The sequence below is a fragment of the Nocardioides sp. Z38_18 genome, from assembly GCF_058215695.1.
Window position 1 is genome coordinate 1,328,930 of the sequence record NZ_JBZAJE010000002.1, and the last position, 14,211, is coordinate 1,343,140.

The 14,211-nt window shown below is 71.2% G+C and carries 14 protein-coding genes; 5 read left to right on the forward strand and 9 right to left on the reverse strand.

Annotated features, from left to right (window positions below; genetic code table 11):
* The first annotated feature begins 68 nt into the window (after nt 1–68).
* Complete coding sequence (locus AC4BGC_RS17495) at nt 69–329, forward strand: GlsB/YeaQ/YmgE family stress response membrane protein (RefSeq protein ID WP_490547148.1); 261 nt, start codon at nt 69–71, stop codon at nt 327–329.
* 112 nt (nt 330–441) lie between these two features.
* Here AC4BGC_RS17495 and AC4BGC_RS17500 read toward each other — a convergent pair whose 3' ends face one another.
* Entirely contained in the window at nt 442–2,076 is a 1,635-nt protein-coding gene (locus tag AC4BGC_RS17500) for a catalase (RefSeq protein WP_490556930.1), read from the reverse strand.
* A gap of 121 nt (nt 2,077–2,197) precedes the next feature.
* On the opposite strand from AC4BGC_RS17500, the gene AC4BGC_RS17505 reads away from it, so the two are divergent.
* Both AC4BGC_RS17505 and AC4BGC_RS17510 read left to right on the forward strand, forming a co-directional pair.
* Entirely contained in the window at nt 2,198–2,851 is a 654-nt protein-coding gene (locus AC4BGC_RS17505; RefSeq protein ID WP_490547146.1) for a response regulator, read from the forward strand.
* A 146-nt stretch (nt 2,852–2,997) separates the two neighbouring features.
* Nucleotides 2,998–3,603, forward strand: coding sequence for a hypothetical protein (locus tag AC4BGC_RS17510; protein ID WP_490556931.1), 606 nt, complete (start codon nt 2,998–3,000; stop codon nt 3,601–3,603).
* Between the two features lie 87 nt (nt 3,604–3,690).
* Here AC4BGC_RS17510 and AC4BGC_RS17515 read toward each other — a convergent pair whose 3' ends face one another.
* Together AC4BGC_RS17515 and AC4BGC_RS17520 are read right to left on the reverse strand one after the other, a co-directional pair.
* The gene (locus AC4BGC_RS17515) at nt 3,691–5,283 is read right to left on the reverse strand and encodes a GAF domain-containing sensor histidine kinase (protein ID WP_490547144.1); all 1,593 of its coding nucleotides are present in this window, start codon (nt 5,281–5,283) and stop codon (nt 3,691–3,693) included.
* A gap of 44 nt (nt 5,284–5,327) precedes the next feature.
* A complete protein-coding gene (locus AC4BGC_RS17520; RefSeq protein ID WP_490556932.1) occupies nt 5,328–5,768 on the reverse strand; it encodes a pyridoxamine 5'-phosphate oxidase family protein in 441 nt (146 codons plus the stop codon).
* 166 nt (nt 5,769–5,934) lie between these two features.
* On the opposite strand from AC4BGC_RS17520, the gene AC4BGC_RS17525 reads away from it, so the two are divergent.
* Nucleotides 5,935–6,837: a universal stress protein gene (locus AC4BGC_RS17525; protein ID WP_490556933.1), complete on the forward strand. Its 903-nt coding sequence runs from the start codon at nt 5,935–5,937 to the stop codon at nt 6,835–6,837.
* Here the strand turns inward: AC4BGC_RS17525 and AC4BGC_RS17530 are convergent.
* On the reverse strand, nt 6,834–7,691 hold the full coding sequence (locus tag AC4BGC_RS17530) for a patatin-like phospholipase family protein (RefSeq protein ID WP_490556934.1): 858 nt from the start codon (nt 7,689–7,691) through the stop codon (nt 6,834–6,836). The two genes, AC4BGC_RS17525 and AC4BGC_RS17530, sit on opposite strands and share 4 nt — an antisense overlap.
* 166 nt (nt 7,692–7,857) lie before the next feature.
* Here AC4BGC_RS17530 and nhaA point away from each other — a divergent pair, with 166 nt between their 5' ends.
* Nucleotides 7,858–9,756 (forward strand): Na+/H+ antiporter NhaA, encoded by a 1,899-nt coding sequence (gene nhaA, locus AC4BGC_RS17535; RefSeq protein ID WP_490556935.1) that lies wholly within the window; start codon nt 7,858–7,860, stop codon nt 9,754–9,756.
* A gap of 18 nt (nt 9,757–9,774) precedes the next feature.
* Here the strand turns inward: nhaA and AC4BGC_RS17540 are convergent, their stop codons facing one another.
* From AC4BGC_RS17540 to AC4BGC_RS17560, 5 genes are all read right to left on the reverse strand, one after another.
* Nucleotides 9,775–10,266: a metallophosphoesterase family protein gene (locus AC4BGC_RS17540; RefSeq protein WP_490556936.1), complete on the reverse strand. Its 492-nt coding sequence runs from the start codon at nt 10,264–10,266 to the stop codon at nt 9,775–9,777.
* A gap of 108 nt (nt 10,267–10,374) precedes the next feature.
* Nucleotides 10,375–11,034, reverse strand: coding sequence for a histidine phosphatase family protein (locus AC4BGC_RS17545; protein WP_490556937.1), 660 nt, complete (start codon nt 11,032–11,034; stop codon nt 10,375–10,377).
* A gap of 7 nt (nt 11,035–11,041) precedes the next feature.
* Nucleotides 11,042–11,800 (reverse strand): decaprenylphospho-beta-D-erythro-pentofuranosid-2-ulose 2-reductase, encoded by a 759-nt coding sequence (gene dprE2, locus AC4BGC_RS17550; RefSeq protein WP_490547135.1) that lies wholly within the window; start codon nt 11,798–11,800, stop codon nt 11,042–11,044.
* Nucleotides 11,785–13,197, reverse strand: a complete 1,413-nt coding sequence (dprE1, locus tag AC4BGC_RS17555; RefSeq protein ID WP_490556938.1) for a decaprenylphosphoryl-beta-D-ribose oxidase — start codon at nt 13,195–13,197, stop codon at nt 11,785–11,787. The genes dprE2 and dprE1 overlap by 16 nt, the downstream gene beginning before the upstream one ends.
* Nucleotides 13,181–14,101, reverse strand: a complete 921-nt coding sequence (locus AC4BGC_RS17560) for a decaprenyl-phosphate phosphoribosyltransferase (protein WP_490556939.1) — start codon at nt 14,099–14,101, stop codon at nt 13,181–13,183. Before AC4BGC_RS17560 ends, dprE1 begins: the two co-directional genes overlap by 17 nt.
* Between the last annotated feature and the right edge of the window lie 110 nt (nt 14,102–14,211).

Below are 14,211 nucleotides of genomic sequence, written 5' to 3' on the forward strand. Positions count from 1 at the left end.
AGAGGGTCGTGGGCTGACGAGACTGGCGACTGCGGCTAGCGTGGGGGGACGACCTAGGAGGAAACCTCATGATCGGATTCATCGTCGCCGGGTTGATCATCGGTGCACTCGCACGCCTGATCAAGCCCGGAAAGCAGAACCTCGGCATCCTGGCCACGCTCGCCCTCGGCCTCGTCGGCTCGGTGATCGGCGGCCTGATCGCGTCGTTCCTCGGCACCGGGGACATCTGGGAGCTCAACATCCTCGGATTCGTCCTTGCCGTGGTCGCCGCCGTGCTCCTCATCGGCACCGCCGAGGCACTGGTGGGCAAGAACAAGACTCGCGCCTGATCAGCGGCGGCGGTCCGTCGTACGGGCCGCCCGCCAGGACGCGGAAGACCCGCCACGAGCGTGCTCGTGGCGGGTCTTCTCGTTCTGCGGCGGTGCTGCGGGCCGGCAGGGCTCAGCGCTCGACCTCGACCCGCTCGTTCGGCACGCAGTGGGTCATCTTGAGGCCCTCCACGTCGCGCGGTCCGTTCTTGCCGAGGTTGGCGAGCCGGTTCAGCTCGTCCTCGGTGAGCTGCTGGCGCGGCAGCGGCTCGAGGTGGCGTACGTCGTCGGCGGTGATGCCGAGGCCGTCACCCACCCGCTGGCCGAGCTCGTCCTCGCACATGAAGAAGTGCCAGACCATCCGCTCCTGGACCTCTCGGGTGGCCTCGCCGATGTTCGCGACCAGGTTGGCGACGAGGTCGTCGCGCTCCCAGTCCTCCATCAGCCGGAACCGCTCGCCGGGCTGCTTGTAGTCGTTGGTGCGGGGCAGGTCCGAGCGGGTCAGGCGACCCGTGATCTCCGGACCGACCTCACGGTGGGCCGGCTTCTCCGCCTCGACGAGTCCGTCCATCGTGGAGGGCTCGTAGTTCACCGACGGGTTCTGGCCGGGTGCGAGGTCCACGCCGTACGCCATCTGGCCACCGCGCTGGTTGGTGTGCACGGTCGCGTTCTTCGGCGAGTTCACCGGCAGCTGCAGGTAGTTCGGTCCGACGCGGTAGCGCTGGGTGTCGCTGTAGGAGAACGTGCGGCCGACCAGCATCTTGTCGTCGGAGAACTCCAGGCCGTCGACCAGCACGCCGGTGCCGAACGCGATCTGCTCGTTCTCGTTGTGGTGGTCGCTGACGTTGGCGTCCAGCGTCATCGTGCCGACCAGCCTGGGCTCGAAGACCTCCTCCGGCCACACCTTGGTGTCGTCCAGCGGGTCGAAGTCGAGCTCGGGGTGGTCGTGGTCCTCCATCAGCTGCACATAGAGGTCCCACTTGGGGTGGTCGCCGCGCTCGATGGCCTCGTAGAGGTCCTTGGAGGCGTGCCCGAGCTCGTTGGCCTGGATGTTGGCGGCGTCCTCCTCGGTCAGGCTCTGCACGCCCTGCTGCGGGATCCAGTGGTACTTCACCAGGTGGGAGACGCCCTCGGCGTTGACCCAGCGGTAGGTGTTCACCCCGAAGCCCTGCTGGTGCCGGTAGTCGGCCGGGATGCCGCGGGGGCTGAACAGGTTGACCAGCATGTGCATGGACTCGGGGGTCTGCGACATGAAGTCGAAGATCCGGCGCGGCTCCTGGCGGAACGTGACGGGGTCCGGCTTGAGGGAGTGGATCACGTCGGGGAACTTGATCGCGTCACGGATGAAGAAGACGCCCAGGTTGTTGCCGACGAGATCCCAGTTGCCGTCCTCGGTGTAGAACTTGATCGCGAAGCCGCGCGGGTCGCGAGCGGCCTCGGATGAGTCCCGGCCGCCGATGACCGTGGAGAAGCGGATCGCGAGCTCGGTCCTCTTGCCCGCCTCGGAGAAGAGCCTGGCGCGGGTGTACTTCGTGATCGGCTCCTCGCCCACCTTGCCGGTGGCCTCGAAGTGCCCGTAGGCCACGGCGCCGCGGGCGTGGACCACGCGCTCGGGGATCCGCTCACGGTCGAAGTGGCTGATCTTCTCCAGGAAGTGGTAGTTCTCCAGCGTCGCGGGGCCACGGGCGCCGACGGTGCGCTGGTTCTGGTTGTCGTAGACCGGGTGGCCCTGTCGGGTGGTCAGGGAGTTCTGGGGCTCCTGGGTCATGACAGGCACTTCCTCTGCTCGGTGTCTCGGGGCATCAGTCGAGTGTCCGCTTGAATTGGATCCATTCCAAATCTCTACCAGCAATCAGGGGCCCGGTCCAGAACGGTGTAGAAAGTCACCCATGACCGAGACCATCCGTGTGTACCTGCTCGACGACCACGACGTGGTCCGTGAGGGCCTTCGGTTCCTCCTCGAACGCACCGAGGACATCGAGGTCGTGGGCGACTCAGCCACCGCGACCGAGGCCACCGCCCGGATCCCCGCGCTGCGGCCCGACGTGGCCGTCCTCGACGCCCGGCTCCCCGACGGCTCGGGGATCGAGGTGTGCCGCGCCGTACGCGCCGTGGACCCCTCGATCAAGGCGCTGATCCTCACCTCGTACGACGACGACGACGCGCTGTTCGCAGCGATCATGGCCGGCGCCTCCGGCTACGTGCTCAAGGAGATCCGCAGCAGCGACCTGGTCAGCGCCATCCGCACGGTCGCGGCCGGGCAGTCGCTGATCGACCCGTCGCTGACCGCCAGGGTGCTGGACCGGGTCCGCAACGGTCCCGCGACCGCGCCCGAGCTCGCCGCGCTCACCGAGCAGGAGCTCAAGCTGCTCGGCCTGATCGCCGAGGGCCTGACGAACCGGCAGATCGGCGAGCAGATGTTCCTCGCGGAGAAGACGGTGAAGAACTACGTGTCCAACATCTTGTCCAAGCTGGGCCTGGAGCGGCGTACCCAGGCCGCCGTCCTCGCCTCGAAGTTGCTGGCACCGCCGCCACATTCCTGATTTCCATATAGCACGGCGCAGGTAATTGCGATATTGCGGGACCTATGGCCCTGCTTCAGACAGTCATTCTCCTCTGACCACGGCCCTTTCAGTGCGGGATTCTTGAAGCACGAGAAAACCTCGAACTAAAGAGAAAGGTCGCCGTCATGTCTGTCACCAAAGAGCGCGGTAGCTCGACCACTGGAGTCGCAGGCGGACCGACCGCCTCCGCCACCAGCACCACCCCCAACACCATCAACCTCGCCACCGCCCGGGTGCTCGCCGCCCTACGGATCGGATTCGGGTTCACGTTCCTGTGGGCCTTCTTCGACAAGGTCTTCGCCCTGGGCTTCCACACCGGCTACGGCCAGGACGGGAAGCTGGACCGCTTCGGCGACGCTGCCTGGATCAACGGCGGCAGCCCCACCGAGGGGTTCTTGAAGTTCGGCGCCGACGGTCCCTTCAAGGGGATCTACAACTCCATCGGCGGAACCGTCGTGGCCGACTGGCTGTTCATGCTGGGACTCCTCGGCATCGGCCTGGCGCTCACCCTCGGGATCGGCATGCGGCTCGCAGCCGCCGCCAGCGCGCTGATGTACGTGCTGATGTGGACCGCCGTGCTCCCCCCGGAGAACAACCCGATCATCGACGACCACATCCTCGGCGCGCTCAGCGTGGTGGCCCTGGCCCTGCTCAACGCCGGCGACACCTGGGGCCTCGGCGCCTGGTGGTCACGGCTGGGCATCGTGGAGAGGCACCCCATCCTGCGGTAGCCGGATGGGCGCGTGGGACCGGTCACCCTCGGGGTGCCGGTCCTTTGTCGTGCCCAGGCAGGTGTCGTGCTCAGGCAGGTGTCGTGCTCAGGCAGGCTCGGGGCACTCGAGCGGTACCTGCCAGACCAGGGTGGTGCCCCGCGGCTCGGTGCGGGTGAGCTCGACGGAGCCACCGAGCCCCGCCGCGCGGCGCCGTACGTTGCTCAGCCCGCTCTCCACGCGACCCTCCGCGACTCCGATGCCGTCGTCGCTGACGGTGAGCCGGAGCTCGTGCCCGGTGACCTGCACCTCGACCTGCGCCTGGTCGGCCAGGGCGTGCCGGGCGACGTTGGAGACCGCCTCGCGCAGCACCGGCAGCAGCTGGTGGCGCACCCGGGGCGGTACGGCGGTGTCGAGCGGGCCGGTGGTGATCACGACCGGTGCGAAGCCCAGGACCGGGACGTACTCGCGGACCAGGCTCCGGATCTCGGCCCGCAGGGAGTCGGCCTGGCGCGGCTGCAGCTCGAAGATGGTCCCGCGGATCGCCTTGATGGTCAGGTCGAGGTCGTCGACCGCGCGCTCGAGACGGGTGCCGATGACCGGGTCGCCGACGAGGGACACCACGCCCTGGAGCTGGAGCCCGGTGGCGAAGAGCCGCTGGATCACCACGTCGTGCAGGTCGCGGGCGATCCGTTCGCGGTCGGAGATCACGGCGAGCTCCTCGCGGTCGGCGACCGCCTGGGCCCGGTCGAGGGCGAGACCGGCCTGGTCGGCGAACGAGGCGAGGAACTCGCGTTCCTCCACCCCCAGGGCGGGGCCGGGGTCGAAGAGCGCCACCAGTGCGTCCGCATGGGCGAGGTGGGCCCGCAACGGGATCAGCATGACGTTGAGCCCGTCGACATGGAGCTCCACCGAGTCCGGGCCGCCGGCGTCGTACTCCGCGGCGATGCGGGTCACCGTCGTCATCACCTGCGCCGCGTCGGGCTCGTCCGCGGAGATCGAGAACACCGAGGCCTCGTCCGACGGGTCGTAGTGGCTGAGCAGGGCGGTCGCCCGCGCCCCCGAGACCGAGCGAGCCATCCGGGTGATCGCGGCGCGCGCCTTGTCCAGCTCGATCGGGGGCTGCAGGGTCTCGGTGAGCTCGGCCGACGCCTCGAGCCAGCGACGACGCAGCTCACTGAGCCCGTAGGCCCGGGCGTTCTCGATCACGAACCCGGCCGCACGCGCCAGCGCCTCGACGAGCTGCTCGTCCTGCTCGGTGAACATCAGCCCGTCGCGCTTCTCGGTCAGGTAGAGGTTGCCAAACACGGTGCCGCGGATCCGGACCGGGACCCCGAGGAAGGTCTCCATCGGGGGGTGGTTCGCCGGGAAGCCGGCCGAGTCGGGGTGGGCGGCGAGCTTGGGCAGCCGCAGCGCCTCGGGCTCGCGGATCAGCAGCCCCAGGATGCCGCGGCCGTGCGGCAGCTCGCCGATCTCGTGGATCTTCCCCTCGCTGAGCCCGGTGGTGACGAACTCAACCAGCTGTCCGTCTGCGCCGATGACACCCAGGGCGGCGTACCGCGCACCGGTCAGCTGGGCCGCTGCCTCGACCAGCCGGGTGAGCACGCTGCGCAGGTCGAGGTCCGAGGAGATCGCGGTGACGGCCTCGAGCAGTGCATGTGCGGCACCACCGAGTGATTGGCTCTCGAGAGGGGACGTCATGGAGACAGTCTTCCCCACGACCGGTAGCGGTCAGCCCGTGACGCTCAGTTCGCCGGGCCCGCGGAGAGCTCCGACAGCGGACTCCACTGCCCCCCGAGCTGGCGACCGCTCAGCTCCGCCCAACGCACCCGCAGGTAGAGCGGACGGGCGGCGCCCGCCCAGGGCTGGGGCTCCGCGCTCTCCCTGATCCGGGCGAGGTCGGCGCGGTCGGTGACCGCCTCGGCACGCCCCCGCGCCTGCACGCTCCAGCCACGTTCGTGGGCCGGGTCGAAGCCGTCGATCTCGAAGGCGATCGTGGTGTCGCGGCCGTAGGTTCCCAGCAGGCTGTACGGCGAGGTGCGGATGATGATCGACTCGTCGATGACCGAGTAGTTCACCGGCACCACGTGGGGCCCGTTGGCCGTGGAGAGACCGACCCGGCCGGCCACGCCCGCGCGCAACAGGGCCAGACACTCCTGGACGCTGAGGTCTCGTCTCTCGGTCATGAGGGCCTTCCGGGCTTTGGGGCGGGTGGTCCCACCAAGATGGCACCGGCGGGCCCGGCCCGATCAGGGGCTTTGGTCCTCTGAGCAGGGACCGTTTCGCCCTGATGTCCCCTGATCTCGCGGCCCGATACTGAAGGAGCAGGAGCACCGAGCCCAGGAGGACCCCATGGACATCAAGGCAGGCAGCATCGTCGTCGGCATCGACGGCTCGGAGGCCTCCGAACGCGCGGTCCTCTGGGCCGCGGACCAGGCCGTCGCCGAGAAGCGGTCACTGACCCTCGCGCACGCCATCCACGCGGTGACGCCGGCCTACTTCGACGCCACCGTCCTGGACCCCCGCGAGGCCCGCGGGGCGCTGCTGGAGCAGGGCCAGAAGCTGCTCGCCGAGACCCGCGCGAGGGTCGAGAGCGCCTTCCCCGGTCTCGAGGTCGAGGAGCTGCTCCGGCTCGAGGACCCCAGGCTGGTCTTCTTCGAGGCCTCCAAGCAGGCCTCCATGCTGGTGCTGGGCTCACGCGGACTCGGCGCCGTGCGCCGGCTCATGCTCGGCTCGGTGAGCGTGGCGGTGGCACGGCACTCGGGCTGCCCGGTGGTGGTGCACCGCCCGAGCAAGGGCGACACCGAGCGCAGCGGCATCATCGTCGGCGCGGACGGGACCGCGGACTCGCGGGTCGTGCTGGACTTCGCCTACCGCCAGGCCTCGCTGCGCGGCGTACCGCTCACGGTGCTGCACAGCTTCTGGGACCTGGGTGTCAGCACGATCGGCGGCTACGCCCTCGCCGACGAGGCGATCGACCCCGAGGGTGAGCGCCGGCTGCTGGCCGAGACGATGGCCGGGCTCGAGGAGAGCTACCCCGACGTGGTCGTGACCGCCGAGACCGCACGCGGACGCGCCGCGGAGATGCTGGTCCGGCTGGGCACCACCAGGGAGCTGATCGTGGTCGGCGCCCACCAGGAGGGGCTGGCCAGCCAGCTGCTCTTCGGGTCGGTGTCGATCGCCGTGGTGGAGCACGCGAGCACCCCGGTGGCCGTCGTACCGATCTCGCCCAACGGCTCCGGGCGCCAGGTCTAGCCCGGGCCTGTCCGGCCCGGGCCGACGGCCCAGGCGGTCCGGACCTTCGCGAGCACGTCGGCGGCCTGGCGCAGTCCTGTCCGGGCCGCGTCGGCGCGCTTGGCCGGGTCGAGCACGTTCTTGCCGATGTCGGCCAGGGCCTGCGCGTCGGGGGTGATCACCGCCGTACGGCTCGCGCCGGTGCGCTCGAGCTGGGCCTTGATCGAGGTGGACTTGCTGAACGCCTGCGGCAGCGGGGCGATCACGACCACCACCTCGGCCCCGGCTGCGAGGTCGGCGTTCGCCGTGGAGCGCATCCCCCCGTCGATGTAGTGCGACCCGTTGACCGTCACCGCCGGCCACACCAGGGGTACGGCGCAGCTCGAGGCGACCGCGTGCAGGAGGTCCACCCCGCTGGTGCGGTCGAACGCGACGAACTCCCCGGTCTCGGCCTCGACGGCTGTCACCACCAGGTCCCGGTCGGGCCACTCGCTGGCCCCGATCCGCGAGCGGATCACCTCGATCCGTTCCTGCCCACCCGGGCGGTGCGCGCGCATGGACAGCTTCCCGATCCGGCGCAGCTTGGTCTGCTGACTGCCCGGGAGCAGCATCGGTGGGACCAGGCGGAGCATCGTGAGCCGGCCGAGCTCGGCGCCGATCTCCGTGTCCGCGGGCCCGAGCTGGGTCGCGTAGAGGTCATCGAGGGACTGGCCGCTGGTGACCTGCGCACCGACCACCGAGCCCGCCGACGTCCCGACGACCCTGTCGGCGGTGCTCAGGTCCACGCCCGCGTCAGCGAGCCCCTTGAGGATCCCGAGCTCCCAGGCGATGCCGGTGACCCCACCGCCACCGAGAACCAGTGCTGTTCGCGTCATGCCCGAAACCTACGGGTCAACCGGTCGCTCAGCGGGGTTTCGCCGGGCCGGTTTCCCAGGTGATGAACCCAACCTGCCTCTTCACACACCTCACGCCGTGTGTGAAGAGGCAGGTTGCCGTGTGAAGTACGCCGCCACAGGGCCCTCATCTCAGTAGTCTCGTCGCGTGGCTGTCCCCCCGGACCCGACCCCCGACTCCGCCGAGGCTCCCAGGCGGGGCCGGACCCGGTGGTCGCACGGCCGAGGGGCGCCGTTGCGCGCGTTCCTGCGCACCGAGTCCGGCAGTGCCGGCGTGCTGGTGGCCGCAGTCGTGGTGGCGCTCGTTTGGGCCAACCTCGATGCCGAGTCCTACGAGGCGCTGTGGCACACGGAGCTCTCCGTCGAGCTGGGGCCCTGGCAGGTGGCCCACGACCTGCGCGAGTGGGTGAACAGCGGCCTGATGACCCTGTTCTTCCTGGTGATCGGGCTCGAGGCCCGCCGCGAGTTCGACCTCGGCGACCTGCGCGAGCGACGGCGCTTCATCCTCCCGTTCGCCGTGGGACTGGTCGCGATGGCCGTTCCGGTGCTGATCTACCTCGCCATCAACGCCGGGCGGTCCAGCGCCCACGGCTGGGGTGTCGCGATGTCGACCGACACGGCGCTCGCGCTGGGGGTGCTGTCCCTGCTCGGCCGACGGGTGCCCGACCGGGTCCGGATCTTCCTGGTCACCGTGTTCGTCGTCGACGACCTCGTCGCGCTGCTGGTGATCGCGCTGGTCTACAGCGAGGACATCGTGCTGATGCCGGTGCTCCTCGCGACGGCGGTCTTCGCCGTGCTGCTGGTCGCCGTGAGCCTGCGGATGCAGCAGCGCTGGCTGTTCGGCGTGCTCGGCGTGGTCATCTGGGCGGCCCTGTTCGACAGCGGCGTCGACCCGATCGTCGCCGGCCTGGCGATCGGGCTGGCCGCTCCGGCGTACACCCCGAACCGCGGTGAGCTCGAGGACGCGACCGGCATGGTCCGCGAGTTCCGGGAGCAGCCCACCCCGGAGCTGGCGCGCTCCGCCACCTCCGGGCTCACCTCCGCCCTGTCCCCGAACGCGCGGCTGCAGTCGTTCTACCTGCCGTGGACCAGCTATGTGATCGTGCCGCTGTTCGCGCTGGCCAACGCCGGGATCGCGCTGGACCTCGGCTTCCTGGCCCACGCCTACACGGCGCCGATCACGCTCGGCGTCCTGGTCGGCTACGTCGTCGGGAAACCGGCGGCAGTCGTCGGCGCCACCTGGGCGGTCTCCAGGCTGTCCCGGGGTCAGGTGCGCCCGCCCGTGGGGTGGGGAGCGGTGCTGGGCAGCGGCACCATCTCGGGCATCGGCTTCACCGTGTCGCTGCTGATCGCGAGCCGGGCCTTCACCGGGACCGAGCTGGCCGAGGCCAAGCTCGGCGCCCTCTCGGCCGTGGTCGTCGCCTCGCTGCTCACCTGGGTGATCGTCCGGGCGCTGAGCCTGCTGCCCCCCGAGCGGCGGGCCCGGGCCCTGCTCGGCGACACCAGCCGGATCGAGGACCTGGTCCCGGAGGTGGACGTCGAGCACGACCACGTGCGGGGCCCGGACCAGGCCGACATCACCGTGATCGAGTTCGGGGACTTCCAGTGCCCCTACTGCGGCCTGGCCGAGCCCGCCGTACGCGACCTGCTCAGCGACACCCACGTGCGCTACGTGTGGCGGCACCTGCCCCTGACCGATGTGCACCCGAAGGCCCAGCTGGCCGCTGAGGCGGCCGAGGCAGCGGCGGAGCAGGGCGCGTTCTGGGAGATGCACGACGTGCTGATGACGCACCAGGACGACCTGAGTCCCAAGGACCTCGTCCGGTACGCCGGAGGGCTCGGCCTGGACACCGAACGGTTCCACCGGGAGCTGCGCGAGGGGGTCCACCAGGGCCGGGTCGCGCGCGACGTGGAGTCGGCCGACCTCAGCGGGGTCTCCGGGACCCCGACGTTCTTCATCAACGGCCAGCGCTACCACGGGGCCTTCGACCTGGCCTCGCTGAAGATGGCCGTCAAGCTCGCCCGGGCGCAGAGCCTGCTGAGGTGACGGGGCGAGCTGACCGGCTCAGGTGACCGGGAAGATCCGCGCGGTCACCAGGACGCCGTCCTCGACCACCAGCTCGCCCATGGTCCCGCGCGGTTGCCGGCGCTTGTCGGTCGGTGACCCCGGGTTGAACGCCCGCTGCCCCTGGTGGACCTCGTCCCACGGGATGTGGGAGTGGCCGAAGACCACGAGGTCGGCGTCGGGGAAGCGCCGCTTGAGCCGGCTGCCACGGCCGGTCCTCGGCCCGCTGTCGTGGATCATCGCGACCGCGAGCCCGTCGAGGTCCACCTCCAGGGTCTCCTCGGCGCCCCACGCGGCGATGTCCGGCCCGTCGTTGTTCCCGCGCACCGCCCGCACCGGAGCGAACCTCGCGAGCTCCTCGAGCGTCTCGACCAGGCAGACGTCCCCCGCGTGCAGGATCAGGTCCACCCCGTCGAGCGCGGCCGCGACGGCGGGCGGGCACCGCTTCCAGTAGCGCGGCGAGTGGGTGTCTGCGAGCACGGCGATACGCATCCGCCCATCCTGCGACATCCGGGCACGAGCCCATCCCCGCGACGCACGCTCGGCTCACTTCTGGGCTCCCTTCCGGGCTCCCCTTTCGGGCTCACTTCGGACCCCGTTCTAGGCCCCGCGCTGGACCTCCTGCCGGGCCGCCTTCCCGGAGGGCAACAGGTCCGCGACCGGCTCGCAGTAGTCGACGCGGGCCAGCCGGTCGCCCTCGAAGACCAGCGAGGTCAGGCTGGCCAGGGTGCACTGGCGGCGGCGGGGGTCGTGCACGAGGCCGTGGCCCTGCGCCCGGAGTCGGGTCACCCAGATCGGCAGCTGGTGGGAGACGACCACGGCCTCCCGGCCGCGAGCAGCCCCCCGGGCATCGATCACCGCGGGCCAGACCCGGTCGGCGACCTCACGGAACGGCTCCCCCCACGACGGGCGCAGCGGGTTCCACAGGTGTCGCCACACCCCTGGCCGGGTCAGGAGCGAGTCGCCGAGCTGCAGCCGCCGCCCCTCGAAGACGCTGGTCGCCTCGGTGACCCTCGGGTCCAGGTGCACGTCGAGACCGCGGGCCGCGGCGAGCGGACCAGCCGTCTCCCGGGCCCGCTCGAGGGGTGAGGCGACCAGGTGCACGATGTCGCGGTCGGCGAGGCGCCGGGCGACCTGCTCGGCCATCTCGCGACCGAGGTCGGAGAGGTGGAAGCCCGCCAACCGTCCGTAGAGCACCCCCTCGGGGTTGTGCACCTCTCCGTGCCGCAGCAGGTGCACCGTGGTGGTCCTGGCTCTCACAGGGCCCTCACAGCGGAAGTCTCCGGAACACCCCGCGGGGCAGGTGCCGCAGCGCCGACATCACCGGTCGCATCGTGCCCGGGACCCAGACCTGCTCACGGCCCGAGGCGACGGCCCCGACGACCGCCTCGGCAACCTGGTCGGGGTGCACCGAGAGCGGCGCCGGGTCCAGGCCGTCGGTCATCTGGGTGTGCACGAACCCCGGCCGCACCACCACGACACGGCCACCCAGTGGTCGCAGCGCCTCCCCCAGCCCGGTGTAGAAGGCGTCGAAGCCCGCCTTGCTGGAGCCGTAGACGAAGTTCGATCGCCGGGGTCGCTCGCCCGCGACGCTGGAGAGCGCGACCACCACCCCGTGGCCCTGCCGTCGGACGAGCCCGGCGAGGGCGACTCCGGTCAGCACCGGCGCCACGTAGTTGGTGTACGCCACCCGGCGTGCCTCCTCACGCTCGGTCCAGGCTCGCTCGGGGTCGCCGAGCACTCCGTAGGCGACCACGGCGACGTCCACGTCGCCCTCCGTCGCGGCATCCCGGACGGCCCGCTCGTGGCTGGCCTCCTCACCGGCGTCGAAGTCGATCTCCCGGACCCGGCACCCGGCCTCCTGGAGGCTGCGCGCCGAGTCGGTACGCCGCTGCGAGGGCCGGGCCGCCAGGAGCACGCGCAGGCCCGGGACCTGGTCGGCGTACGCCCGCACGATCGCCAGGCCGATGTCCGAGCTGCCTCCGAGCACCAGCACCGACTGTGGTCTTCCTACCGCGTCCAACACGCCTGCTCCTTCGGGGTCGTCGTACGGATCGCCAGCCTGCGGGCGAGGTCGGAGACGAAGACGCCCTGCGGGTCCACGCGGGCGAGCAGGGCCTGGAACTCGGCGAGCCGCGGGTACATCCGCGGCAGCAGCCGCGCGGGGACACGCGCGTCCTTGGCGAGATAGAGCCTGCCTCCAGCCTCGAGCACCATCGCGTCGAGGCGGTCGAGCAGCCTCGAGAGACCCGGGCGGACCGCGAGGTCCACCGCCAGGGTCCAGCCCGGCACCGGGAACGACATCGGCGCCGGGGTCCCGGGACCGAACCGCTTGAGCACGTTGAGGCAGGACACGTGCCGGGTGGCCGCGATGGTGCGAACCACCTCCGGCACCACGTCCTGCGCCTCGAACGGCACCACGAGCTGGTACTGACACATCCCGCGCGGCCCGTAGAGGCGGTTCCAGTCCGCGACCGCGTCCAAGGGGTGGAAGAACCCGAAGGCAGGTTCGACACGCGTGGTGGGCTCTCGCGGCGCCGACCGGAACCACGCCTCGTTGAACGCCCGGCCGCTGAGCCGGTTCACCAGGCCGCCCGGGACCCCGGGAGGCACCGTGAGCCGGCCCTCGCCCGGGACGCGTCGGGGTGCTGCGGCGCGGCGCGGGTCGAGGTCGTCGACCAGGGCGTCCCGGCCGGTGAGCACCACGCCACGACCGGCCGACCGGCCCCGCGCCACCGAGTCGAACCAGGCCACGGAGTACTCCGCCCGGGTGTCCTGCTCGGCCAGCGCCTCCATCACGCCACACAGGTCGGGCCGACGCTCGGAGCGCGCCAGCACGTACGACGTCTCCACCCGGCGGACCTCCAGCTCGACGCGGAGGATCACCCCGGTCAGGCCGAGGCCGCCCACGGTGCCCCAGAACAGGGCGGGATCCGGCCCCTCGGGCGTCAGCGAGCGTACCTGCCCGTCAGCAGTGAGCAGCTCCATCCGCCGCACGTAGCAGCCGAAGCTGCCCGCGGTGTGGTGGTTCTTGCCGTGCACGTCGTGGGCCACGGCTCCGCCGACGGTGACCTGACGGGTGCCCGGCTGGACCGGCAGGGTGAGCCCGAGGGGGAACAGCGCACGCAGCAGCGCGTCCAGGCTCACCCCGGCGTCGACCTCCACGCGACACTCGTCGACGTCGATGCGGTGCACCCCTGCGAGTCCGGTCAGCTCGAGGACGTCACCGCCTCCGTTCTGGGCGGCGTCGCCGTAGCTGCGGCCCAGGCCCCGCGCCAGCACACCCCTGTCTCCGGCCGCGTTCACCACTCCGACGACGTCCGCGACGCTGCGGGGCCGGTGCACCCGCGAGACCGTCGGGGACGTGCGGCCCCATCCACTGAGCAGCCGGTCCGCCGGCCCGGCCTCAGCCGAGCGCGGCATGCAGCATCAAGGTGGACACCCAGATCACGCCCAGGACCTGGAGGTGGCGGTCCGAGACGACGATGTCCTCGGGCGCCTCTGCACGGCCACGGTCCACGTCGGCGGCGTACCGGAGCAGGCCGAGCACGAACGGCGCCACCGACAGGGGCGCCCAGTCGTGGCCGGCAGCGGGGGCGTTGCTGCCGGTCAGGGCCCACAGCAGGTAGACCGTGACGGTGATGCCGGCCGCCATCGTCCAGATGAAACGCAGGTAGGACTCCGAGTAGAGCTCCAGGGAGCGCCGGGTGCCGGTGGCCCCACCGAGGTTGCGGATCTCGGAGTAGCGCTTGCCGGCGACCATGAACAGGGAGCCGAACGTCGCGACGAGGACAAACCACGGGGAGAGCGTGATCCCGGTCGCCGTACCGCCCGCAACCGCCCGCAGCAGGAATCCCGCGGAGACCGCGGCCAGGTCGAGGGCCGGCTGGTGCTTGAGGCCGGAGGTGTAGGCGGCCTGCACGCCCAGGTAGGCGAGCACCGTCAGGCCAAGTGGGAGCGACCACCACAGGGCGAGGCCGATGGAGAGCCCGGTCAGCACCAGGCTCACCACGAGTGCCCCGGCGACTGGGACCTGGCCCGAGGCCACTGGCCGGTTCCGCTTCCGGGGGTGCAGCCGGTCGCCCTCGACGTCACGCACGTCGTTGAACAGGTAGCAGCCGGACGCCGCCAGGCAGAAGACCCCCAGGGCGACCATCGCGCCCAGCAGCACGTCTGGTTCCGTGAGGCGGCCGGCAGCGAGCGGCGCCCCCAGCACCAGGAGGTTCTTCAGCCACTGCCGCGGACGCACGGCGCGGATCCAGGCCGTCCTCGAGCGGGGTGCGTCGAGGTCAGCGCTCGGCGCGGCGGGGTCCACCTCGGCCGTCACGTTCTCTCCTCGCATGGACTTCAGGTACCCGATGCGACGGGGTAAATCCCTCGGCATGTGGCCCCTGCGGTCGGGGTACTGGCTCCGAGTGCCGTCTGCGTCCACGCTGC

Bases quoted from the DNA above. Each gene is read 5' to 3' on its own strand.
- dprE1 (WP_490556938.1), bottom strand. From the start codon at position 13,197: ATGCCGCGCTCGGCTGAGGCCGGGCCGGCGGACCGGCTGCTCAGTGGA.
- AC4BGC_RS17495 (WP_490547148.1), top strand. From the start codon at position 69: ATGATCGGATTCATCGTCGCCGGGTTGATCATCGGTGCACTCGCACGC.
- AC4BGC_RS17515 (WP_490547144.1), bottom strand. From the start codon at position 5,283: ATGACGTCCCCTCTCGAGAGCCAATCACTCGGTGGTGCCGCACATGCA.
- AC4BGC_RS17510 (WP_490556931.1), top strand. From the start codon at position 2,998: ATGTCTGTCACCAAAGAGCGCGGTAGCTCGACCACTGGAGTCGCAGGC.
- AC4BGC_RS17500 (WP_490556930.1), bottom strand. From the start codon at position 2,076: ATGACCCAGGAGCCCCAGAACTCCCTGACCACCCGACAGGGCCACCCG.
- AC4BGC_RS17540 (WP_490556936.1), bottom strand. From the start codon at position 10,266: ATGCGTATCGCCGTGCTCGCAGACACCCACTCGCCGCGCTACTGGAAG.
- AC4BGC_RS17525 (WP_490556933.1), top strand. From the start codon at position 5,935: ATGGACATCAAGGCAGGCAGCATCGTCGTCGGCATCGACGGCTCGGAG.
- AC4BGC_RS17530 (WP_490556934.1), bottom strand. From the start codon at position 7,691: ATGACGCGAACAGCACTGGTTCTCGGTGGCGGTGGGGTCACCGGCATC.
- AC4BGC_RS17505 (WP_490547146.1), top strand. From the start codon at position 2,198: ATGACCGAGACCATCCGTGTGTACCTGCTCGACGACCACGACGTGGTC.
- AC4BGC_RS17520 (WP_490556932.1), bottom strand. From the start codon at position 5,768: ATGACCGAGAGACGAGACCTCAGCGTCCAGGAGTGTCTGGCCCTGTTG.